Consider the following 20,987-nt stretch of genomic DNA (forward strand, 5'->3'; position numbering starts at 1 on the left):
TCTCATAACACAGACTAAAATAATACGATGAAATTTTATTGCTTTTTAATATTTTTATCTGCATATACATTGAAAAATATGAACAGAACCTAGATAAATTTGCCCAATTCTTATGTAAAGACCGCCTCAATGTTTATGCAATAAAAAACCAGTTACTCGTCGCAACTGGTTTTTTTAATGCTAAGCCAATTAAGTTTATTTATTTTTTTTACGATCCAGACTTGGGTCTTTAATCTCGACAAAAGCATTGCTACGGATTTCACGTAACCAGCTATCTAGCTCTGCATCGAACTGGCGTTCACCCAGAATTTGACGTGCCATACGTTCTTGATATTCACGCGTCATATCCTTTTGGCGAATATCTGTCACTTGTAGAATGTGCCAGCCAAATTGGGACTGGAATGGGGCACTGGTTTGACCTACAGGCGTACTTTTCATTTGAGCTTCAAACTCAGGCACCATCACACCCGGATTCACCCAGCCCAAGCTACCGCCATCGCGAGCAGAACCTGGGTCATTTGAGAAAGTTGATGCCAGTACTGCAAAATCTTCACCTGCTTTCAAACGATTGTAGATGCTGTCAATTTGTTGTTTCGCATTTTCAGGACTAACGACTTCAGTAGGTTGAATCAAAATATGGCGTACTTGATATTGAGGCACAATGGCTTTTTGCTCTGCACCTTTACGATCTAACAGTTTTAGAACATGTATACCATCTTGAACCTTGATCAAGTCCGTAGTTTGCCCAACCTTTAGAGGGCTTACGCGTGCTGCAAGCTCGGTTGGAATTTCGGATAGATTACGGAAACCCATATCTGCACTTTCAACTTTTATACCATTGGCTGTAAATTTTTTATCAATTGCAGCAATATCATTACTGTCTTTTAACGCAGTCTTTACCTGTTCTGCAACTTTTTCAATATTTTTATCACCCGAAATACGGACATGCAGCACGTGAACTTGCTGGCCTAATGCTGCTTGACCTTGTGGTGTTTTTAGAAAATTTTCTACATCTTGGTCACTAATTTTAATGCGTGACATCACCATTTGTTGACGTTGGCGATTGATGGCTAAATCTTCAGCAATACGATTGCGTAGCGATTCATACGTTCCAGGTGCAATAGCATCAAGTTTTTGTTGAAATGCTTCTAAACTCTTGCTGCCAGATTGGCTGGCTACTTTAAGCACAGCTTCATTCAGCTCTTTTTCATTAGGCTTGATATTGTAGCGTTTGACTTGTTCAAGTTGTGCTTGGCGAGTAATCAGCTGATCTAGAGCTTGTTGTTGCAAAAATTGTTCTGGCGGAACTTGTTTTTTTTGAGCTTCAAGTTGTTGCTTTATTTCTGCCACACTTTGATCTAAATCACTTTTTAAAATGACAGTGCTATCTACCAAAGCAACAACTTCGTCTGTTGTTTGCGCGAATGTAGTCATTGATGAAGAGAGGGCTAAAGCAAGAGCAGTCGCTTTGAAAAAATGTTTTAACTGTATTGTCTTCATTAACGTTCTGTCCAAGATTGATTAATTTTATTAAAACCTAGAATGCGATTTTCTAGTAATGATGAAAGCTTTTTATTGAAACCACCTAAACCTTTCAGGCTGATTTCCGCCATAATGGCGCGTTTGGCATTTACGCCTTCCGCCTTCACATCGTCTAGGTCATTATAGTAAGAGCGTCCATAAACTGAAATGCCCCAGCAACATGCTTCATAATTTACACCCAACAGGTATTCACGTGCGACGTTGTTTTCTAAGTCATATTGAGCATGTCCCATAATTCGCCAGTTGTTAGATACAGGCTGAATGAAGGATGCAACGACTTGATCATATTGCTTTTGTCTATTTGGAATATCTTTGCGATAGAAGTAACCCACGTTATATAGATTACCTTGAGCGCCGGTGTAATAGAGTTGCAAGTCACGTTGAGCATTGTCACCATTTGACATCCATGCCGAGTTGGCTCCAATGGTGAAATTTTGTGACAGTTGGCTAGAAACACTTACAACAGGGCCGGTATGACGTTCAGTATCAAACTGATCAGGTTCATTTTCTAAATTTACACGACGATCTTCAAAGTAAAAGCTTTGTCCGATACTGGTTTTTAAGCGTTCCAGACCAATTTCATCAAATAGGCTATAACTTAGACCTAAAGATAAGAAATTGTTGTCTTCTAAACGGTCATGACCATAAAAGCGACGCGGGCTGAATAATTGATCATAATTGATTGATGCAGTTGTCGAGTCAAAATTTGGGTAACCCTCTTGGTTTTTATACGGTGCATAGGCGTAAAATGCACGTGGAGTGAGGGTTTGCAGGTACTTCCCATCTTTTTCAAAGATCAAGCCGGTATCTAAAGTAAATTGCGGTACAGTGACCGATTGATTTTCATTTGAAGAATTAATGTTCTGGTTGGCATTAATTGTGTCTTGATCATAGAAAGTGTTGACGTTACGAAGCGATACTTCAGGAATAACGAATGACCATGGGTTACGGTAGTTATATCGAACAGAAAAGTCATTATAAATACGGGTACCGCTTGGTTCAAACGAGCCTGTATTCGCTGTATTGGAAAGATTAATATCTTTTTTAAAGTAAGCAGTATCGTTATTAAATTCGTATTGTAAACCTAGTGGGTTGCCTGTTTTATAATTTAACAGGAACTGGGGTAAACGGGCATAAGGACGGTCTTCATCAGAGACAGACTGATCTAGTGTTTGGAAGTCCTCAACTTTTAACTGGGCTTTTAAACCGGGAATACCATTTTTATAGTTAAGTTCCCAAGAACGACGCAAGTTTAAGTCGGTCTTCGAATTAGGGTTGTTATTTAAATCAGCTAAATAATCTTTATCTGAGACATAGTTATAATCTAAATTAGTAGAAAATTGATCGTTAATTTGCCATTGATGTAGTAGATGTAATTCTTTACGGTCTTGACCCTCATATTGGTCATCCGAAGCTAAATAACCGCCGCTAATCACACCTGAACCGAAATTTTTTGTTAAATAACGGAATTCGCCTTGCAGCATTGGTCCACGATCAGCAATATATCGCGGAGTAACGGTAGCATCATAATTTGGTGCCAGATTTAAATATACTGGAACAGCAAGTTCTACACCACCATCGTTAGTAAAGCCGAAACTTGGTGTCAAAATACCCGTTGTACGACGGTCATCAATCGGAAAATTAAAGTAAGGAACTGCTAAGACGGGAACATCTTTAACATATAGTTTAGTTCCGCGCGTTTCGCCGCGACCGGTTTCTTGATTTAAAGTGATTTTATCTGCTTGAATTTTCCAGGTTGGCGTTTCATCGGGTGGGCAGGTGCTATATGTGGCATTGTTCATTACCACAACATTGTCAGAGGTGCGGGCAATTTTTTCAGCATGACCATGCGCATGTTGTTGTTCAGAAATATAGAAGCTGTTTTTTAAATCGCCTTGCTGGGTTTTTAGGTTGTAATTAATTTGATCACTTTGTGCGAGTAATCCGGCTTGCGCCATTTGCACACGACCTTCAGCATTGGCAAAAGTTTGGGTCTGATCAATGGTGATTTTATCGGCACGAATTTGACGACCTTGTTGATCAATTAATACGTTGCCTTGAAGGACAGAGTCACCATTAGGATCGTAATGACCATAATCGGCAGTAACCACTGACGTGGCTGCTGAAGCATCAATGGCTTTGGTTTCTGGGCTAATCGGCGTAACCCAGGCACCTTGACAATAAGCGGAACTTAAATGTTTTCCCTGACGTTGCTGAGCTTCAGGTGATGATTTATCAACATAATATTGTTCAAAAAATTGTTGCCCCGGATAAGCTTCCTGAATGCTGTCCTTCATTTTCTGATTGTCGACAGTCGAAGCTGGAAGTGTGGACTCAGCATAGCTTGAAATCGAGCTGCCACATAGAAGGGTCAAGATGGCAGTCGCTAAAGGATTAAATTTAAACTGATGCTTCATTTGTCTCATTAACCAAGTATGCTTAATCGCAATTAATTATTCTCGCATCATAGAGAAAAAGTTTATAAGTGGCTACACTTAGTACTTTAAAAACTCAGCCTGTTTTAGAATTTATCGCAAATGAAAACACAACGTGAACAAATCATATATACATGGATTACATCTGTACTTGATTCAGATCAATTTGAAATTAATTTTTTGCCAGGCGATGCAAGCTTCCGTCGTTATGCACGAATCAAGTTGAATAATAAAACATTTATGCTCATGGATGCACCACCAGAAAAAGAAGATTGTGTGCCTTTTGTGACGATTGACCAGTTTTTCGATAGTCAGGGCGTTCGCGTTCCGCATATTGTCGCTAAAGACTTGCAGCAAGGCTTTTTATTGCTAGAAGATTTTGGTGATATTTTGCTCTCAACCTTGCTGAACGATGACACGGTTGATGCCTATTATGCACAAAGCTTTAAACAGTTGATCGAATTACAGGCAATTGATGGCACAGAAAATTTCCCGGCTTATTCCTATGAGAAACTCATTTCTGAAATGGAATTGCTCACAGACTGGATGCTGCCTTCATTAAATATTCAACCCACTCAAGATGAGCAGGCATTAATTAAACGTACCTTTGCAATTTTGGCCAATGCAGCATTGGCGCAACCGCAAGTGATTGTGCATCGCGATTTTCATAGCCGTAACCTGATGAAAATTGAAGGCGAGACCGATCTTGGCGTAATTGATTTTCAGGATGCGGTGATTGGTGCAGATACTTACGATTTAATCTCGATTACCCGTGATGCTTATGTACAGTGGAACACAGATCAGGTTTATCAATGGTTTAGAGTCTTCTATGATTTATTGCCGGAAACTGCAAAACAAGACCGCGATTTTGAACAATTTAAAAAAGATGCCGATATGATGGCGATTCAGCGTCATCTTAAAATTTTGGGTATCTTTGTGCGTTTATTTGAGCGTGACGGAAAAACAGGTTACTTGAAAGATTTGCCGCGTGTGATGTGGTATTTACTTGAAGAAAGTAAAAATTATGCAGAGCTTCAGCCTTTTATGCAGTTCATCCAAGCCAAAGTGATGCCAAAATTTGCAGCCAAATATGGCAGCTATGAGGTTGTTGCATAATGAAAGCGATGATTCTTGCGGCGGGAATGGGTAACCGTATGCGTCCGCTGACACTACATACGCCCAAGCCTTTGCTTGAAGTGGGTGGGAAGCCACTCATTGTCTGGCATATCGAAAAATTACAAGCCATCGGTGTGACTGAAATTGTTATTAATACCGCTTGGTTAGCTGAGAAACTGGCGGCTGCTTTAGGGGATGGTTCGCAGTTTGGCGTAAATATTTTGTGGTCACATGAAGGTGAAGGTCTGGAAACAGCTGGCGGCATGATCAATGCCTTGTCATTGCTGGGTGATGAACCATTTATTTTGGTCAATGGTGATGTCTGGACCACGATGGATTTTAGTTGTTTATTGAATGTGCAGCTTGCAGAAGATTTAGCACATCTGGTATTTGTAGCTAATCCAGAACAGCATCCGACTGGTGATTTCATTTTCTCAAATGGTCGTGCTTATACCTTTGAACAAGAACAACCGGGGGAAGCACTCACTTATAGTGGTGTTGCGGTGATTCATCCTAGAATGTTTGATGGTCTGGCAGCGGGTAAACGCCCGTTGGCGCCCTTGCTGAAACAAGGCATGCTTGAGCAAAAAATATCTGCTTCGAAGATGCATGCGGTTTGGGTTGATGTTGGCACTCCGGAACGATTAAATGCGCTGGATCAACAAATTAAGCAAGGCTTGTACGATTAAGTGCGTATTCACTAAGCACTCGCTACTGTGACTTCATGTATAAATCGGTATACTTCACCTAACTTTTTCGAGACGTTAATTGTATATGCATACGTTTTTTCAAGAACTCAAGCAGGGTAGTCAGGCTTTGGGTTTAGAGCTCAGCGATGAGACTTTAAATTTATTACTCAAATACCAAGATGCTTTGGTATTGTGGAACAAAGCATATAATTTGACTGCAATTCGTGATCCAAAAGAAATGTTGGTTAAGCATTTGCTGGATAGCTTAAGTATTTTAAAAGACTTGCCATCAGGACGTCTGCTGGATATTGGTACAGGTGGCGGTATGCCGGGCCTGATCATTGCATTGTGTCAGCCAGAACGTGAATGTGTTTTGCTGGATTCAAATGGCAAAAAAATTCGTTTCTTGAAGCAGTTTATCGCGGATTTAAAATTAAAAAATGTGATTGCAGTGCAAACGCGTGTCGAAAATGAAGACAGCATCAATGACTTGGGGCAGTTCGATGTCATTACCAGTCGTGCCTTTGCATCATTAACCGACTTTGTTGCTGCATCGAAACCTTATATGCATGAAAACAGTATTATTGCTTCAATGAAAGGCCTCATTCCTGAAGAAGAAGTCGCTGCCATTCAGCAAGAGTTTAGTTGTAACATCATTGCGTTAAAGGTTCCGCGATTGGATGAACAGCGTCATCTGCTTTTGTTAAAACGTATTTAATTATTTTTGAAAGGTTGGGGTTACCATGGCACAAATTATTGCGATTGCGAACCAAAAAGGTGGTGTAGGCAAAACCACAACCGCAGTAAATTTGGCAGCATCGTTAGCTGTATTAAAGAAGCGCGTTTTACTTGTGGACATGGATTCACAAGGGAATGCCACGATGGGGTCTGGTATCCAAAAAAATGATCTTTTGTATTCGGTTACTGATGTTTTATTGGGTGAAGTTCCCATTGAAACAGCAATTAGCAAGGCAGAAGTCGGCTATAAAGTTTTAGGTGCAAACCGTGATTTGGCGGGTGTGGAACTCGCGATTGCAGAACAGGATGGTCGTGAGTTTATTCTGAGGGAAGCTTTAAAAGAAATAGAACATTCTTTTGATTATATTATTGTGGACTGTGCGCCCAGTTTAAGCCTGATTACCGTAAATGCTCTGGCAGCGGTCGATAGTGTGCTGATTCCAATGCAATGTGAATATTATGCACTTGAAGGTTTGGCAGATTTAACCCAAACCATTGACCGTATTCAACAAGCACTCAACCCGGATTTGCAAATTATAGGTGTCTTGCGCACCATGTATGATGCAAGGAATGCATTGACACGTGATGTTTCAGAAGAACTTGAGCAATACTTTGGCAAGAAGCTGTATGACACCGTGATTCCGCGGAATGTGCGTCTTGCTGAAGCGCCTGCACATGGTTTGCCAATAATCTATTTTGAGAAAAATTCAAAAGGTGCAGTTGCTTACTTAAATTTAGCGGCTGAAGTGTTAAAGAAAAGTAAAGTAAAAAAAGGAATTAAAGCATGACCATAAAAAAACGCGGATTAGCTAAAGGTCGTGGTCTTGATGCCTTGCTTGGTTCAATCCAAAAAGAAAAATTACAGATGGAAGCTCAAGGTTTAGATCATGGGCAATTGAAACAGATTGATGTTCACTTGCTGAAACGTGGTGAATATCAACCGCGTCGTTTTATTCATGAACCCGATCTTCAAGAACTTGCTGCTTCGATTGAAAAACATGGTGTGATGCAGCCTATCGTCATTCGTCCAATCGATGATGAGAAATTTCCCTATGAAATTGTGGCTGGGGAACGTCGTTGGCGTGCAGCACAGCTTGCGGGTTTAACTGAAATTCCGGCCATTGTGCGTGACCTGACTGATCAAGTGGCCATTGCATTGGCATTGATTGAAAACATTCAACGTCAAGATCTAAATCCAATTGATCAAGCGATGGCATTGCAGCGTTTTCATGAGGAATTTGGTTTAAGTCACCAGGAAATTGCCGATACCGTGGGTAAGGCCCGTACGACTGTAAGTAATTTATTGCGTCTTTTGACCTTGGCTGAATCGGTCAAAGATTTCATGCAGCAAGGTCTGCTTGATATGGGGCATGCCCGGGCCATCTTAACTTTAAAAGCCAAAGATCAGCTTAAAGTTGCAGAGCATGTGATTGAAAAAAGTTTATCGGTACGCCAAACCGAGCAACTGGTCCGTGATTTAAACGCACCTAAACAAGAAAAAGAAAAAGTGGATCTTGCTCCAGATATCCAGCAGTTAACTCAGCGTTTGGCAGAACGTTTTAGTGCAGATGTAAAAATTGATCATAATAAGCAAGGTAAAGGAAAACTTGTCATTCAATACCATTCACTTGATGAATTAGATGGTATTTTGAATATTTGTTTCGCAGAATAATTTTTTGTTAGTTTTATTGGGGAAAAACAGATGTGGGAATTAGTCAAAGCAGGTGGGTGGCTGATGCTTCCCCTTGTTTTATGTTCGATTTTTACAGTAGCAATAACTATTGAGCGTTTTATTCGATTAAAAAAATCAATGATTTTGCCTAAAGCATTGTTACTGAATCAAACTCAAAATGCCGATGTTGTCATGCAACAATTGCAACAAAATAAAGGCTTGCAAGGTAGCACCTTGGGGCGCATCTTTGCTGCAGGTTACCAAAGTAAAAATAAAAATGAGCAGTATGCTCGGGCGCAGATGGAAACGACCGCTTCTCAAGAAATAGGCTATTTGGAAAAAAATATTAATTTCTTGGGTACACTCAGTGCAGTCGCGCCACTATTGGGCTTGTTGGGTACAGTTCTGGGGATTATTGAGTCATTTTTGGTGATTGATTTAGGAACTAATAGCAATCCAACCTTGATGATTCCGGGTATCTCAAAAGCATTGATTACGACTGCAGCAGGTATGTTTATTGCCATTCCTGCCTTGTTTGCCTATCGTTATTTTCAGCGTTTAGTACAAGAGTATGTTGCTGAACTTGAGCAACAATCGACCTTATTCCATGCAGCACTTTTCTATCAAAATTCTACAGATGAAGAACAAGATATAAGAAAAGCAGGTTAGGGTGGAAAATGAAATTCAAACGCACACAAGTTGAAGATATTCCTATTAACTTAACCCCCATGATCGACTGCTTGCTGTTTATTCTGGTTTTTTTATTGTTATCTACTACATTTAACCAGTTTAGCCGCTTGAATTTAACCCTGCCCGATGCGCAAGGTGTCCCGCTTAAGCAATATGATCATAAAGTTGAAGTGGTTGTGGATGCTTCCGGGCATTATTCAATTAACGGACAATCGCTTGCAAGTAAAGATGTAGCAGATTTAAATACTGCAATTAAACAGATTTCTAATGATCGTCGTGATTTAATGTTCGTGATTGCGGCAGATGCTAAAGCCACGCATCAGGATGTGATTCGGGTGATGGATGTTGCGGGTCAACTGGGTTTTGTTAACATCAACATTAGTACTAAAGTTCCGTCTAGAGGTTATTAGTGAAGCAAGATTTTAAAGTCTATCTACGTCTTTTGGGCTATTTGAAGCCTTTTTGGGGCGTGGCGATATTAGTTTTTATCGGTTTTGCAATTAGTGCTGCAACAGAAGTTTCTATTGCAAAATTATTAGAAAAAATCATTACTGCAATCCAAAATAGAGATCAAGACTTTACTTCTATTTTTCCTTTTCTTGTTATTTTGCTGATGTTTTTCCGTGGAGTGGGTTCCTTTATTGGGGGATATTACACCGCAGTAATCTCACGCAATCTGGTTTTTAATATCCGACAGGAAGTTTTCGCTAAATTACTTAGACTGCCGTCTCAATATTATTTAGATAATAGCAGTGGACATATCACTGCTAAAATTATGTACAACGTAGAGCAGTTAACCGCTGCCTCCTCAGAATCCCTTAAAACCATTGTGCAACAAGGTCTGATTACCATTGGCTTGCTCGGCTACCTGTTATACAGCAATTGGCGACTGACCCTGATTATTCTGATTTTTGCGCCACTGATGGGTTTTTTGGTTCGCCAGGCATCGAAACGGATGCGTAAATTGTCTTTACAAGTTCAGGACACCATGGGGGATGTTAACCATGTGGTGCAAGAAACAGTAAATGGTAATTTAGTGGTAAAAGGTTTTGGTGGGCAAGAGTATGAGCAAACCCGTTTTAAAGATCACTCGCTTGAAAATTTAAGACGTGGTTTGAAAATGGTGGTGGTGCAACAGCTCAATAGCCCAGTTGTGCAATTTATTATGTCGATTGCAATGGGGCTTATTATCTGGATTGCATTACGACCGGAAATTTTACGTGATACCAGTGCCGGTGAATTCGTTGCTTACATCACGGCAGCGGGTATGCTAAGCAAACCTATTAAAGCCTTGACTGAGGTGAATGAAAAATTACAACGGGGTATGGCGGCGGCGCATTCAGTTTTTGAATTACTCGATTTATCCGAAGAACAAAACACTGGAACTCTAACCACAGTTCTGAAGGGTAATATTCAATTCCAAAACGTGAATTTAATTTATTCCGATGGTCATCAAGCGATTCATGATTTTAACTTGAATGTTAAAGCAGGTGAAACGGTTGCATTGGTGGGGCGTTCAGGTGCAGGTAAAACTTCTTTAGTGAATCTACTGGTGCGTTTTCAGGAAGCGAGTTCAGGTCATATTTATTTGGATCAACAGGATATTCAGTCGCTAGAGATAAATACCTTACGAACCCAGATTGCTATGGTGAATCAGCAAGTGGTGCTATTCAATCGTACTGTTCGTGAAAATATAGCCTATGGGCAACTTGATGGTGCTCCAGAAGAAGATATTATTGCAGCGGCTAAAGCTGCGTATGCGCATGATTTTATTATGGCTTTACCGCAAGGTTATGATACGCCATTAGGTGCGCAAGGTCTAAACTTGTCAGGGGGGCAACGCCAGCGTATTGCAATTGCGCGTGCAATCTTGAAAAATGCGCCGATCCTGATTCTTGATGAAGCGACTAGTGCACTCGATAACGAATCGGAATACTATATTCAACGTGCATTTGATGCTGCCATGCAGGATCGCACCACCATTGTGATTGCGCATCGTTTATCGACCATTGAAAATGCTGACCTTATTGTGGTGATGGATAAAGGTACAATTGTTGAAAAAGGTACGCATGCGGAATTGATTGCCAAGCATGGCGCTTATTACCAATTGCATCAGCGTAATTTTGAGGAAAATTGATTTATGTCAATTGCCCAATTGATTCAGGACGCTTGGAATAAACAAGCCAAGTGGTTAATTGTGCTTAGACCTTTAGCATGGATCTATCGTGGTGGTTTTTTACTGAATAAAAAACTTTACCAACTGGGGATTAAAACCAGCTATCAGGCTCCAGTACCGGTGATGGTCATTGGCAATATTACAGTCGGCGGTAGTGGTAAAACGCCACTGCTGATCCAGTTGGTCAATTATCTACACAGCCAAAATGTTCGGGTGGGTGTGATTAGTCGCGGTTATGGTGGGAAAGGTCCTTTCCCGGCCCATGTCGATTTGGAATCTATGCCAGAAATTGTGGGTGATGAACCTTGTTTGATTGTTCAATCCACTGGCGTTCCGATGGTCGTGGGTTCAAATCGACAGCACAGTATTGAATACTTGTTATCCAAGTATAAATTGGATTTAATTATTAGTGATGACGGTTTACAGCATTGGGCTTTAGCGCGTCAAATTGAATGGATTGTGCTGGATCAGAATCGTGGCTTGGGCAATCAAAAGTTATTGCCTGAAGGATATTTGCGCGAACCTCCAAGCCGTTTAAATACAGGGACGGTTATTGAGCATGCAGCAGATCCGAGCTCTACTCTAAATATGCATTTAGAAGTGGCTAGCCCGTATTTACTCAATGCTGAAGATAGTCAACCTTTTAATCCCGCTGACAATTTTTATGCAGTGGTAGGGATTGGTTTCCCACAGCGATTTTATAAAACTTTAGATTCTATCGGGATTCATCAATTTCAATGTCATGAATTTCCCGATCATTACGATTATGAAATCAGTGATCTTCAATTTGAGGATGCAAATCCCATTATTACCACCGAAAAAGATGCAGTGAAACTTTTGCCCTTATTAAAGCAAAATCCAGATTTCAAACGTGAAATTTGGGTGGTTCCTGTTGAAGCTGTACTTTCTCCTGAGTGTTATGAAGTTTTAAATCAGCAATTACAGCAATTCGGTATTCAAATTTCTTAAGGTTCATCGTTCATGAAATATATTGTTATTCCCGCACGTTTTGCAAGTTCACGTTTACCCGGTAAGCCATTACTGGCAATTCATGGTCGTCCCATGATTTTACGGGTGGTTGATCAGGCAAAAAAAGTCGCGGGTTTTGATGATTTATGTGTTGCAACCGATGATGAACGTATTGCTGAGGTTTGCCGTGCTGAAGGTGTGGATGTTGTCATTACCAGTGCAGATCATCCATCAGGAACGGATCGTTTAAGCGAGGTGGCACGCATTAAAGGTTGGGCAAGTGAAGATATCATTGTCAATGTACAAGGCGATGAACCTTTGCTGCCCGCTCAATTGGTGCAACAGGTGGCACAACTATTAGAATCACAGCCTGAATCTTCGATGTCTACCTTGTGTGAGCCGATTCATAGTCTGGATGAGTTTCATCGTGACAGTATTGTGAAAGTGGTGATGTCTAAATACAACCAGGCGTTGTATTTCAGCCGTGCGACCATTCCTTATGATCGTGATGGTGTGAAACAAGACGCACAGCAATTACATTCGCAGGGGTACCGTCACTTGGGTTTATACGCCTATCGTGTAAATTTGCTGCAAGAATATGTGTCTTGGGAGATGGGTGTGTTGGAAAAACTGGAAAGCCTGGAACAATTACGTGTGCTTGAAAATGGTCACCGTATTGCGATTGCCGTTGCTGAAGCCAACTTGCCACCAGGTGTTGATACGCAAGCCGATTTGGATCGTCTGAATGAAATGGATGTTTCCTGCTTTGAGTGAAATTTGGGATAAGGTGGGGCTTTAATGCAAAAAGATGTGGTCGCACAAGTTTATCCATGGCAGCAAACCGTTTGGGATACGCTAACCGGACGTTTCCCGAAACTTGGACATGGCTTGCTTTTTTATGGCAAAAAAGGTTGTGGCAAAGAAGCGTTTGCACAATATTTTTTGGCTTGGGTGCTGTGTGCCAACCGTCATGCCAATAATGTAGCTTGCGGTGAATGTGGCAGTTGCTTGTGGCTGAAATCGGATACTCATCCGAACTATGTGCATATCAGCACAGATGAAGAAAATAAAAAACAAAACGCCAAAATTAAAATCGAAAAAATTCGTGATTTATTGCCCTTTGTGCAACAAACGGTAGATGGTTGGAGAGTGATTGTGATTGAGCCGGCAGAAGCGTTAAATATGTCTTCTGCAAATGCATTACTCAAAACACTCGAAGAACCCGGTGACCGTGTTGTCATTATTTTATTGGCAGATCATTATCTAAAACTTCCTGCAACTATTCGCAGTCGTTTGCAACATTTTGCTTTGGATCGTATATCGGAAGCTCAAGCAGGCGAGTATTTGTCCCAGCATTTACCTGAGTTAAATCAGACACAAAAACAGTTGTTATTGAACCTGTCTAATCAAATGCCGCTGCAAGCCATGCAATTGGCGCAAGCTGAATGGCTAAATAAACGACAAGAATTCCTAAATGACTGGCAAAAATTAGTGACCCAAAAGAATATGCCAATGGCAATTGCGACCAAGTGGAACAAAGCCTTAAGTTTTAGTGATTTTGCGCAAATGTTTGAATACTTGTTGTCCGATTTAATTTGTGTCAAGCTCAATCAACAGGTTAAAAATCCAGATTTGGATTTGATTGGATTATCAGAACAATATACGTTGGAATTTTTATTCACCATTTATTCCGACTTGCAACAATCGAAACAGTTTATCGAGCAGAACGTACAAAGCAATTTGGTGCTTGATCAATTGTGTATAAAACTAATGAACATTTAAATATTTAAAGGGGAAAATGATGCAACCACGTATGGGCGGTATTATTCAGGCGAATATCCCGGATAGAGACACTTTATATGCCAGCTATATGCCTTATGTGGTCGGTGGTGGATTGTTTGTTCCAACCAAGCAGCCGGTAAAAATCGGTGAAGAAGTCTTTGTATTGGCCACTTTGCCGGATCAATCACAAAAAATTCCTTTGACCGGTAAAGTCATCTGGATTTCTCAAAAACAAAACGGTATCAAATTACAAGGTTTTGGTATGCAGTTAACGGGCGAAAAAGGTGTTTATTACAAATCAGAAGCTGAAAAGTTGCTGGTAGGTATTAAGTCTGAGGGTCGAACTAGTTACACTATGTAGCTGTTTAACCGCTTTAGGATTTTACCGTGTATGTAGATACTCACTGCCATTTAACCTTGCTGGATTTAACGCCTTATGATGGTAATTTAGATCTGGCACTAGCACAGGCGCGTGAAGCGGGTGTATCCAAATTCATGAGTATCTCGGTTGATCTGGATGACCATATCGAGCTTGCTAAAATTGCATCACGTCATACTGATGTTGGATACAGTGTTGGGGTTCATCCCTGTGAAGATCCTGCGACCATGGCACGCGCGACCACGGATTATTTAATTGAACTGGCTCAGCCCGAAAAAGTTTGGGCGATTGGTGAAACAGGCTTGGATTATTTTCATAGCACTGATTTCATTGCCGAACAAAAACAATGTTTTGCCCGTCATATACATGCCTCTCAGGCAGTGAAAAAACCGGTAGTAGTGCATACCCGCTCAGCCAAGCATGATACGGTGGATATTATTCGCGCTGAAAAATCGACGCATGGCATTCTGCATTGTTTTACCGAAGACTGGGAAACTGCCAAGGCAGTGCTAGACTGCGGTTATTACGTGTCATTTTCCGGAATTGTTTCTTTTAAAAATGCGCAAGATTTGCGTGATGTGGCAAAGCAGGTTCCACTTGATCGCGTACTGATTGAGACGGATAGTCCTTACTTGGCACCGATGCCCTATAGAGGAAAGTCTAATGAACCAAAATACGTTCCCTATGTAGCCAAAGCCTTAAGTGATGTATATGATAAGTCAGTTGAGGAAATTGCTTTTATTACCATGCAAAACTTTGAAAACCTCCTCAATTTAAAGTAAATAATTCGAATTGATACAAGCGCATAAGAGAGTTACAGGGTGAAGATGGATCGTCAGGCTCAGTTTCGAGCAAGAGAAGCGTTAATTTTTCAGGTTGCAGAGCAACTGTTATTAGAAAATGGCGAATCAGGGATGACGCTTGATGCGTTGGCAGCAGAACTCGATCTTGCCAAAGGGACTTTATATAAACATTTCCAAAGTAAAGATGAACTCTATATGCTTCTTATTATTCGTAATGAGAAGATGTTGCTCGAGATGATTAAGGATGAAGAGAAAGCCTTTGCAGAGCATTTGGCTTTCTTTATGTTGCATCATTTACATCATCCGGAACGTACCGTGCTGTTCCATCAAATTGAAGAACGTCTTTCTACTACCGGTGTGGGCATTCATCATTTGTTCAGTGAGTTGTATCAGATAAGAAAGCAACGCTTACGGATTATTTTCCGTATGACTGAAAGTTATTTAGACAGCATTCAAAGCAACATGTCTGTACGTGATTATTTGGCATCCATTTGGGCCTTAACTCACGGTGCAGCAGCCATTTTGAATTCTAGTTTTTATCAGCGTTATTTGGGTTCACGCGATACATTGCGTGTGGCTTATATTGACCAGGCCTTGGCGATGCCGAAACAAACCCGTTCTACGGAACAATTTGCCTAAAGGTCTGCCATGAAGCCAACAGCATTATCATCAATTCGCGGTTTTACCTTAATAGAGTTGATGGTGGTGATTGTGATTATGGCGATCATGGCCTCTTTAATTTTAACCAATATCAATGGCGTTGATCAGCGTAAAGCCATGCAGGCACGTGAAGTGTTTATTATGGATTTACGCCGTATTAATCGAGAAGCAAATGATCAGGCACGCATTTTTGCGCTTGATGTTCAAGCTGAAACTGATGTATCGCCATTTCGTTATGCTGTGATTGAATATTTGGTGCCCTCCCTTCAAGCTACACAGAATTCAGTCCTTAATGAAAATAAAAAATGGCAAGATTATTCAGAATTTCCTCAGCGAGCTTTGCCTGAGCATGTTTCCTTCAATGTGCAATCTCTAGATCAGGCATATGAAAATGCCAATAATGATGATTTACTGAGTACGAATGCACCCAAATTACTGTGGTTAGGTAATGGTGAAGTGAAACCAGTGCGGATCCAGTTTTATTTCGAGCAACGTCCCATTGGTGAAGAAATCGAGATTGATCATTTAGGTAAAATCAATGAAAGCTAGATCATCCAAGCATAGGTTTTGGTCTTGCGCAGCGGTGAAACAGCGTTTCACGCATCGCTGCTCAGGTTTTACATTGTTGGAAGTGATGGTTGCGTTGGCTATTTTTGCCACGGCTGCAATCGCTTTCACCAAAGTGGCGATGCAATATACGCAAGCGACATCAAATGCAATTTTACGCACTAAAGCGCAATTTGTGGCTTTAAATGAAGTCGCAGTAATGGAAATTAACCAAGAGTGGTTGCAAGGCACCCAGTCCAAACAGCTTACCCAGCAAGGGGAAAGCTGGCAAATTGATAAATCTGCACAATCGACGATTAGTCCGAATGTGCAACGAATTGAAGTGCAGGTTAGTTTGTTTAATGCTGAATCGGGTAAAGTCGAGTCAGGCATTACAAATCTGGTTTTCTTTAACTATAAGGCCAAAGTTTGATGCAATCGAAAAATAAAAAAAATCAAACTTTACACTCACAGAATCGCTCATCAAGTACAGCTTTCGGACGTGCGGCACCTTCGGGTGTCACTCGAGTAAAGCCTGCATCAGGCTTTACTTTGGTTGAATTATTGGTTGCGATTGCGATATTTGCGGTACTTTCGGCACTGGGTTGGAAAGTTTTTGATTATCTGATCAAAGTCAAAGAACGTAATACCGAACATGAAATTAATTTGGGTCAGCTTCAGGAAGCCTATCAACAAATTCTACGCGATACGGTTCAGGCAGTACCACTGACTGCGAATATAAATAGCGATATTCAACCCGCTTTGGTGTTGCAAAATGGCCGCTTTAATTTTAGTAAAACCGGAGTGACTGACCCTTTGCAGCAAGGCATTTCACCGGATGAACGTGTTGAATACCAATATCGCGCAGATGAAAAAAAACTCTATCGTTTGAAATACCGTAATTTAAACAGCAGCGGACGCGATCAACCTGAATCCAGTGTATTGTTAAATGATGTAAGTCAGTTTGAAATTGTGGTGCTGAATCCGAATGAGTCAACTTCATGGCCGGATGCACAAGGGGATCTAAATGATGCCACGCAAAAGCAAATATTACCTAAAGGCATTAAAATTAAATTAATGGTCAAAGATGTTGCTTATGAATGGATTTTTAGTCTATTAAACACGGACTATTTAAAACCGCAGAACAATAATAAAAATAATAATTCTAATAATCCCACCTAGCCAAGTCTAAAGAGATTAAACATGAAACAGCAGCAGGGTATTGCCTTAATAACGATCTTGGTCATGGTCGCATTAGCAACAATTCTGGCTGCGACGATTGCTAAACGGCAGGCCAATACTGCTGAAAATACGGCATATTTGATGCGTCAAAATCAATCCTTGTTGTATGCCAAAAGTGCGGAAGCCTTTTTTTCAGAACTTTTGGTCGATGATGCTGAAAATGCAGGTGAAGTAGATCATCTGCAAGAAAATTGGGCCAAACCGATGCCAGCTTTTCCGGTAGAAGATGGCTTTGTTTCCGGAACGTTACAGGATGAATCGGGTAAATTTAATTTAAACAGTTTGGTCAATAAAGACGGCATACCCAATCCTCAGGCAAAAGCCTGGTTTGAAAAACTTTTAGTGCGTGTAGGATTGCCTGAAAAATTAAGTGAAGCGGTGATTGATTGGCAAGATGCCGATGATGAAACAGTGGGTGCCATGGGAGCAGAGGCTAGCTACTATCAAGGTTTGCCCCAAGGTTATTTGCCCTCCAATAATAAATTTCATAGCATAGAGCAACTTAAATTAGTCCGTGGCTTTGAAGGTCAAAAATATCTGCAAATTGCAGATTATGTCAGTGCAGCACCGACATCTGACAGTAAAGTGAATATCAATACTGCACCTGCAATGCTGCTGGCGAGTCTTGATCCCAAGTTGGATGTCAACGCAGTTCAACAAGTCTTGCAACAACGTCAAGAAAAGTTGGAGTATTTTTCCAATATTAATGATCTTTGGGCTATTGAACCTTTTACTCAGGTTAACCCTGACATTCGTCAAGAAATGAACGATTTACTGGGTGTGCAATCCAGTTATTTTAAAGCCAGAATTGAAGTGTTGTTAAGTGAGCGTAAACGTCAGTTTAGTAGTGATCTGGTGCGTAAAGATAAAACTGTATATGTGGTATACCGCAGTATGGCGCCATTTTAATTATATAAACCAACAAGCTGAAATATTATCAAGCTTATTACCCCGTCTGGGCAGCATATGTTTTAACAATTGTGTTGAACAGTAAAATTAATCCGCAGACTTTCACTTTTGCTTTATAATCAAATTCAATTCACATAATTTGATTGCATCCCGGCACATGTTAATTCGTAAGTTATTTAAGTTTGAAAATGCTCATATTGTGCGCAACTGCACATCGGATCGCTGTAAGCGCTCTATTCATGGCCATAGTTATAAAGTTGAGTTATTGCTTAAGGCTTCGAAGCTAGATCATGGTCAAATGGTGTATGACTTCGGATTGTTGAAAGGCGTAATCAAAGATATTTTTGACAGTTTTGATCATGCTATTTGCTTTTGGCAGCATGATGATGCTGAATATATTGAAGCCTGCAAAAAATTTAGTGCGCGTTGGGTATCTTTACCAGTTTCTCCTTCAGCTGAGCAATTTTCACGTATTTTCTTCTACTTGGCACAACAGGTACTTGCATCCACTGAAACCCAAAATGGGGAAGGTGATGTAGAAGTTTACTCGGTGATTGTGCATGAAACAGATACAGGTTATGCACAAAGCTTTGCAGAAGATATTGAAAATGAGCAAATGGGTGTTCTGAGTCTTGAGAAAATTGTATTCTCTGAGCAGGTTCAAGCCGAATGGGCGGACACCGCCATGTATGAAAAATTAAAACAAGGAATTAAATTCCAAAACCCGAATGTTGATCTTCAGGTAAAAATCTAAAGATTATTTCATCAATGGGTATATTGATAAAAGGATTAGGAAGCAGGTATGTCTTTAACGGAACAACAGCAAGCTCAACTAGATAAAATTCAGTTAGATGCAAGTTGGAAAGAGGCTTTAAGTGATTTTTTACTGAGCCCCAAAATGGATGATTTAAAGCAGTTTTTGATGGCTGAAAAACATGCGGACAAAGTGATTTATCCTCCTAGTTCACTGATTTTTAATGCACTGAATACAACCCCATTAAACCGTGTGAAAGTGGTTATTTTAGGGCAAGATCCTTATCATGGACCCAATCAGGCCCATGGATTAAGTTTTTCCGTGCAAAAGGGGCTTGCATTACCGCCGTCTTTACGTAATATTTTTCATGAGTTAAATACCGATCTGGGAGTTCCTGTTTCTAAACATGGTGACTTAACCCGTTGGGCTGAACAAGGCGTATTATTGCTGAACGCAGTTTTAACTGTTGAAGCAGGCCAACCCACTTCACATCAAAAACAGGGATGGGAAGATTTTACCGATCATGTTATTGATGTATTAAATGAGCAATGTGAGCATATTGTTTTTATTTTATGGGGTGCATATGCTCAACGTAAAGGTCAACGGATCGATCCAAATAAGCACCTGATTCTAAAAGCTGCACATCCATCACCTCTGGCAGCAAACCGTGGTGGATTTTTTGGCTGTAAAGTATTTTCTAAAGCGAATAATTATCTGAAACAAAATGGCATTGAGCCGATAAATTGGCAGCTGGACGCATGACACAATCTCCTGAATTAAAAAATTATCATCCCGATCTCATTGTAGAAGAAGCAAGAAATGGCTGGCGCGTTGTTCGCCTGAACCGTCCGAAATCTCTGCATGCGCTGGATGAATCCATCGTAACTTCATTATTGGAAGTCTTTCAGGATTTTCAGCATGATGATGCTGTCAAAGCGATTTGGCTGGATTCAACTACACCAAAAGCATTTTGTGCGGGTGGGGATGTACGTAAACTTCGTCAATTAGTAATTAATGGTGAAGTTGAGACGGCAAATAAATTCTTTGAACAAGAATATGCTTTAGATTTATTGTTGCATAACTATACTAAGCCGATACTTATTTGGGGTGAAGGTTATGTGATGGGCGGCGGGCTGGGCTTATTCATGGCTGCGCCTTTCAGATTGGTTACCCCTTATTCACGTTTAGCCATGCCGGAAATTAATATCGGTTTATATCCGGATGTCGGGGCAACCCGGTTCTTGGCGGATCGTGGCGCAATTGGATTATTTACGGGTTTAACCGGTTCAATCATGACTGCAGCTGGTGCTTACGGCATTGGTTGGGCGACGCATATTTGTGATGCACAGCGGGATAATGTGCTGGAAACAGTCATTAATATTGATTGGGGTCATTATCCAGCCGGTGATTTTCGTGCCATTGATGACACCTTAAATAGTATGCATCGTCCAGTCGGTCCTGGTCCGTTGCAAAACTCATTGGATGTGATTCAGAGTGTTTGCCGTGGTGTGAACTTTGAGCATGACTATGAAGCGATTATTGGTTTGAGTGATGCGCGTAGTGACTGGTTACGTCAGGCGAGTGAAAACTTGCAAAAAGGTTCACCTACCACTGCTGCGTTAACCTGGTTGTTGTGGCAATGGGGCAAGCAGGTGCATTCTTGGAATGAAATTTTTGAACTTGAGACGGAAATTTCGGATTGGAAGATTCGTCATCCAGATTTCGTAGAAGGCGTACGCGCACGTTTGGTGGATAAAGACCTTTCTCCAGAATGGACCAAAGGTACGGATTTCTCCCTGAAAGCAATTTTGTCTGCTTGTCCACCTCTGACCAAAAATGAGAGCTGGAATAATCTATTGAAACACTATGGTGTGATCGGTTAACA

At 40.7% G+C, this 20,987-nt stretch carries 23 protein-coding genes; 21 read left to right on the forward strand and 2 right to left on the reverse strand.

Annotated features, from left to right (window positions below; translation table 11 throughout):
- Positions 1-195: 195 nt before the first annotated feature.
- Together AY606_RS07615 and AY606_RS07620 are read right to left on the reverse strand one after the other, a co-directional pair.
- Positions 196-1,500, reverse strand: a complete 1,305-nt coding sequence (locus AY606_RS07615) for a peptidylprolyl isomerase (RefSeq protein ID WP_067866763.1) — start codon at positions 1,498-1,500, stop codon at positions 196-198.
- The gene (locus tag AY606_RS07620) at positions 1,500-3,959 is read right to left on the reverse strand and encodes an LPS-assembly protein LptD (RefSeq protein ID WP_067866765.1); all 2,460 of its coding nucleotides are present in this window, start codon (positions 3,957-3,959) and stop codon (positions 1,500-1,502) included. The genes AY606_RS07615 and AY606_RS07620 overlap by 1 nt, the downstream gene beginning before the upstream one ends.
- Positions 3,960-4,079: 120 nt before the next feature.
- Between AY606_RS07620 and AY606_RS07625 the strand changes: the two genes are divergently transcribed.
- From AY606_RS07625 to AY606_RS07725, 21 genes are all read left to right on the forward strand, one after another.
- A complete protein-coding gene (locus AY606_RS07625; protein ID WP_067866767.1) occupies positions 4,080-5,093 on the forward strand; it encodes an aminoglycoside phosphotransferase family protein in 1,014 nt (337 codons plus the stop codon).
- Entirely contained in the window at positions 5,093-5,782 is a 690-nt protein-coding gene (gene murU / locus AY606_RS07630) for an N-acetylmuramate alpha-1-phosphate uridylyltransferase MurU (RefSeq protein ID WP_067866768.1), read from the forward strand. Before AY606_RS07625 ends, murU begins: the two co-directional genes overlap by 1 nt.
- A gap of 85 nt (positions 5,783-5,867) precedes the next feature.
- Entirely contained in the window at positions 5,868-6,500 is a 633-nt protein-coding gene (rsmG, locus tag AY606_RS07635) for a 16S rRNA (guanine(527)-N(7))-methyltransferase RsmG (RefSeq protein WP_067866769.1), read from the forward strand.
- A 25-nt stretch (positions 6,501-6,525) separates the two neighbouring features.
- Complete coding sequence (locus AY606_RS07640; protein WP_067866770.1) at positions 6,526-7,308, forward strand: ParA family protein; 783 nt, start codon at positions 6,526-6,528, stop codon at positions 7,306-7,308.
- Positions 7,305-8,192: a ParB/RepB/Spo0J family partition protein gene (locus tag AY606_RS07645; protein WP_067866771.1), complete on the forward strand. Its 888-nt coding sequence runs from the start codon at positions 7,305-7,307 to the stop codon at positions 8,190-8,192. The genes AY606_RS07640 and AY606_RS07645 overlap by 4 nt, the downstream gene beginning before the upstream one ends.
- 30 nt (positions 8,193-8,222) lie before the next feature.
- A complete protein-coding gene (locus AY606_RS07650; protein ID WP_067866773.1) occupies positions 8,223-8,861 on the forward strand; it encodes a MotA/TolQ/ExbB proton channel family protein in 639 nt (212 codons plus the stop codon).
- Positions 8,862-8,869: 8 nt separating this feature from the next.
- Positions 8,870-9,292 (forward strand): ExbD/TolR family protein, encoded by a 423-nt coding sequence (locus tag AY606_RS07655; protein WP_067866775.1) that lies wholly within the window; start codon positions 8,870-8,872, stop codon positions 9,290-9,292.
- Complete coding sequence (msbA, locus tag AY606_RS07660; protein ID WP_067866777.1) at positions 9,292-11,019, forward strand: lipid A export permease/ATP-binding protein MsbA; 1,728 nt, start codon at positions 9,292-9,294, stop codon at positions 11,017-11,019. The genes AY606_RS07655 and msbA overlap by 1 nt, the downstream gene beginning before the upstream one ends.
- Before the next feature lie 3 nt (positions 11,020-11,022).
- Positions 11,023-12,027: a tetraacyldisaccharide 4'-kinase gene (gene lpxK, locus AY606_RS07665; protein ID WP_067866779.1), complete on the forward strand. Its 1,005-nt coding sequence runs from the start codon at positions 11,023-11,025 to the stop codon at positions 12,025-12,027.
- Between the two features lie 12 nt (positions 12,028-12,039).
- Positions 12,040-12,801 (forward strand): 3-deoxy-manno-octulosonate cytidylyltransferase, encoded by a 762-nt coding sequence (kdsB, locus tag AY606_RS07670; protein WP_067866781.1) that lies wholly within the window; start codon positions 12,040-12,042, stop codon positions 12,799-12,801.
- A 24-nt stretch (positions 12,802-12,825) separates the two neighbouring features.
- The gene (locus AY606_RS07675) at positions 12,826-13,809 is read left to right on the forward strand and encodes a DNA polymerase III delta subunit-related protein (RefSeq protein WP_067866782.1); all 984 of its coding nucleotides are present in this window, start codon (positions 12,826-12,828) and stop codon (positions 13,807-13,809) included.
- 19 nt (positions 13,810-13,828) lie between these two features.
- A complete protein-coding gene (locus tag AY606_RS07680; RefSeq protein ID WP_067866784.1) occupies positions 13,829-14,170 on the forward strand; it encodes a PilZ domain-containing protein in 342 nt (113 codons plus the stop codon).
- A 26-nt stretch (positions 14,171-14,196) separates the two neighbouring features.
- A complete protein-coding gene (locus AY606_RS07685; protein WP_067866786.1) occupies positions 14,197-14,970 on the forward strand; it encodes a TatD family hydrolase in 774 nt (257 codons plus the stop codon).
- Between the two features lie 45 nt (positions 14,971-15,015).
- Complete coding sequence (locus AY606_RS07690) at positions 15,016-15,630, forward strand: TetR/AcrR family transcriptional regulator (protein WP_067866788.1); 615 nt, start codon at positions 15,016-15,018, stop codon at positions 15,628-15,630.
- Between the two features lie 9 nt (positions 15,631-15,639).
- Complete coding sequence (locus AY606_RS07695; protein ID WP_067866790.1) at positions 15,640-16,200, forward strand: prepilin-type N-terminal cleavage/methylation domain-containing protein; 561 nt, start codon at positions 15,640-15,642, stop codon at positions 16,198-16,200.
- On the forward strand, positions 16,190-16,630 hold the full coding sequence (gene gspI, locus AY606_RS07700; protein ID WP_067866792.1) for a type II secretion system minor pseudopilin GspI: 441 nt from the start codon (positions 16,190-16,192) through the stop codon (positions 16,628-16,630). Before AY606_RS07695 ends, gspI begins: the two co-directional genes overlap by 11 nt.
- Positions 16,630-17,379, forward strand: a complete 750-nt coding sequence (gspJ, locus tag AY606_RS07705) for a type II secretion system minor pseudopilin GspJ (protein ID WP_081408377.1) — start codon at positions 16,630-16,632, stop codon at positions 17,377-17,379. The genes gspI and gspJ overlap by 1 nt, the downstream gene beginning before the upstream one ends.
- 21 nt (positions 17,380-17,400) lie before the next feature.
- Positions 17,401-18,348 (forward strand): type II secretion system minor pseudopilin GspK, encoded by a 948-nt coding sequence (gspK, locus tag AY606_RS07710; RefSeq protein ID WP_067866794.1) that lies wholly within the window; start codon positions 17,401-17,403, stop codon positions 18,346-18,348.
- A 157-nt stretch (positions 18,349-18,505) separates the two neighbouring features.
- A complete protein-coding gene (locus AY606_RS07715) occupies positions 18,506-19,102 on the forward strand; it encodes a 6-pyruvoyl trahydropterin synthase family protein (RefSeq protein ID WP_067866795.1) in 597 nt (198 codons plus the stop codon).
- Between the two features lie 48 nt (positions 19,103-19,150).
- Positions 19,151-19,864, forward strand: coding sequence for a uracil-DNA glycosylase (ung, locus tag AY606_RS07720; protein WP_067866798.1), 714 nt, complete (start codon positions 19,151-19,153; stop codon positions 19,862-19,864).
- Positions 19,861-20,985, forward strand: a complete 1,125-nt coding sequence (locus tag AY606_RS07725) for an enoyl-CoA hydratase/isomerase family protein (RefSeq protein WP_067866800.1) — start codon at positions 19,861-19,863, stop codon at positions 20,983-20,985. The genes ung and AY606_RS07725 overlap by 4 nt, the downstream gene beginning before the upstream one ends.
- The last annotated feature ends 2 nt before the right edge of the window (positions 20,986-20,987 follow it).

It is taken from the genome of Acinetobacter sp. SFB (assembly GCF_001647545.1).
Taxonomy (GTDB): domain Bacteria; phylum Pseudomonadota; class Gammaproteobacteria; order Pseudomonadales; family Moraxellaceae; genus Acinetobacter.

What these genes read in the sequence shown, in the direction of transcription:
- AY606_RS07615 (WP_067866763.1), bottom strand. Translation starts at nt 1,500, where the DNA reads ATGAAGACAATACAGTTAAAACATTTTTTCAAAGCGACTGCTCTTGCT.
- AY606_RS07625 (WP_067866767.1), top strand. Translation starts at nt 4,080, where the DNA reads ATGAAAACACAACGTGAACAAATCATATATACATGGATTACATCTGTA.
- AY606_RS07675 (WP_067866782.1), top strand. Translation starts at nt 12,826, where the DNA reads ATGCAAAAAGATGTGGTCGCACAAGTTTATCCATGGCAGCAAACCGTT.
- rsmG (WP_067866769.1), top strand. Translation starts at nt 5,868, where the DNA reads ATGCATACGTTTTTTCAAGAACTCAAGCAGGGTAGTCAGGCTTTGGGT.
- AY606_RS07725 (WP_067866800.1), top strand. Translation starts at nt 19,861, where the DNA reads ATGACACAATCTCCTGAATTAAAAAATTATCATCCCGATCTCATTGTA.
- ung (WP_067866798.1), top strand. Translation starts at nt 19,151, where the DNA reads ATGTCTTTAACGGAACAACAGCAAGCTCAACTAGATAAAATTCAGTTA.
- gspJ (WP_081408377.1), top strand. Translation starts at nt 16,630, where the DNA reads ATGCAATCGAAAAATAAAAAAAATCAAACTTTACACTCACAGAATCGC.
- AY606_RS07690 (WP_067866788.1), top strand. Translation starts at nt 15,016, where the DNA reads ATGGATCGTCAGGCTCAGTTTCGAGCAAGAGAAGCGTTAATTTTTCAG.
- AY606_RS07640 (WP_067866770.1), top strand. Translation starts at nt 6,526, where the DNA reads ATGGCACAAATTATTGCGATTGCGAACCAAAAAGGTGGTGTAGGCAAA.
- gspK (WP_067866794.1), top strand. Translation starts at nt 17,401, where the DNA reads ATGAAACAGCAGCAGGGTATTGCCTTAATAACGATCTTGGTCATGGTC.
- murU (WP_067866768.1), top strand. Translation starts at nt 5,093, where the DNA reads ATGAAAGCGATGATTCTTGCGGCGGGAATGGGTAACCGTATGCGTCCG.
- AY606_RS07680 (WP_067866784.1), top strand. Translation starts at nt 13,829, where the DNA reads ATGCAACCACGTATGGGCGGTATTATTCAGGCGAATATCCCGGATAGA.
- AY606_RS07650 (WP_067866773.1), top strand. Translation starts at nt 8,223, where the DNA reads ATGTGGGAATTAGTCAAAGCAGGTGGGTGGCTGATGCTTCCCCTTGTT.
- lpxK (WP_067866779.1), top strand. Translation starts at nt 11,023, where the DNA reads ATGTCAATTGCCCAATTGATTCAGGACGCTTGGAATAAACAAGCCAAG.
- kdsB (WP_067866781.1), top strand. Translation starts at nt 12,040, where the DNA reads ATGAAATATATTGTTATTCCCGCACGTTTTGCAAGTTCACGTTTACCC.
- AY606_RS07715 (WP_067866795.1), top strand. Translation starts at nt 18,506, where the DNA reads ATGTTAATTCGTAAGTTATTTAAGTTTGAAAATGCTCATATTGTGCGC.
- AY606_RS07620 (WP_067866765.1), bottom strand. Translation starts at nt 3,959, where the DNA reads ATGAAGCATCAGTTTAAATTTAATCCTTTAGCGACTGCCATCTTGACC.
- AY606_RS07655 (WP_067866775.1), top strand. Translation starts at nt 8,870, where the DNA reads ATGAAATTCAAACGCACACAAGTTGAAGATATTCCTATTAACTTAACC.
- AY606_RS07645 (WP_067866771.1), top strand. Translation starts at nt 7,305, where the DNA reads ATGACCATAAAAAAACGCGGATTAGCTAAAGGTCGTGGTCTTGATGCC.
- gspI (WP_067866792.1), top strand. Translation starts at nt 16,190, where the DNA reads ATGAAAGCTAGATCATCCAAGCATAGGTTTTGGTCTTGCGCAGCGGTG.
- AY606_RS07695 (WP_067866790.1), top strand. Translation starts at nt 15,640, where the DNA reads ATGAAGCCAACAGCATTATCATCAATTCGCGGTTTTACCTTAATAGAG.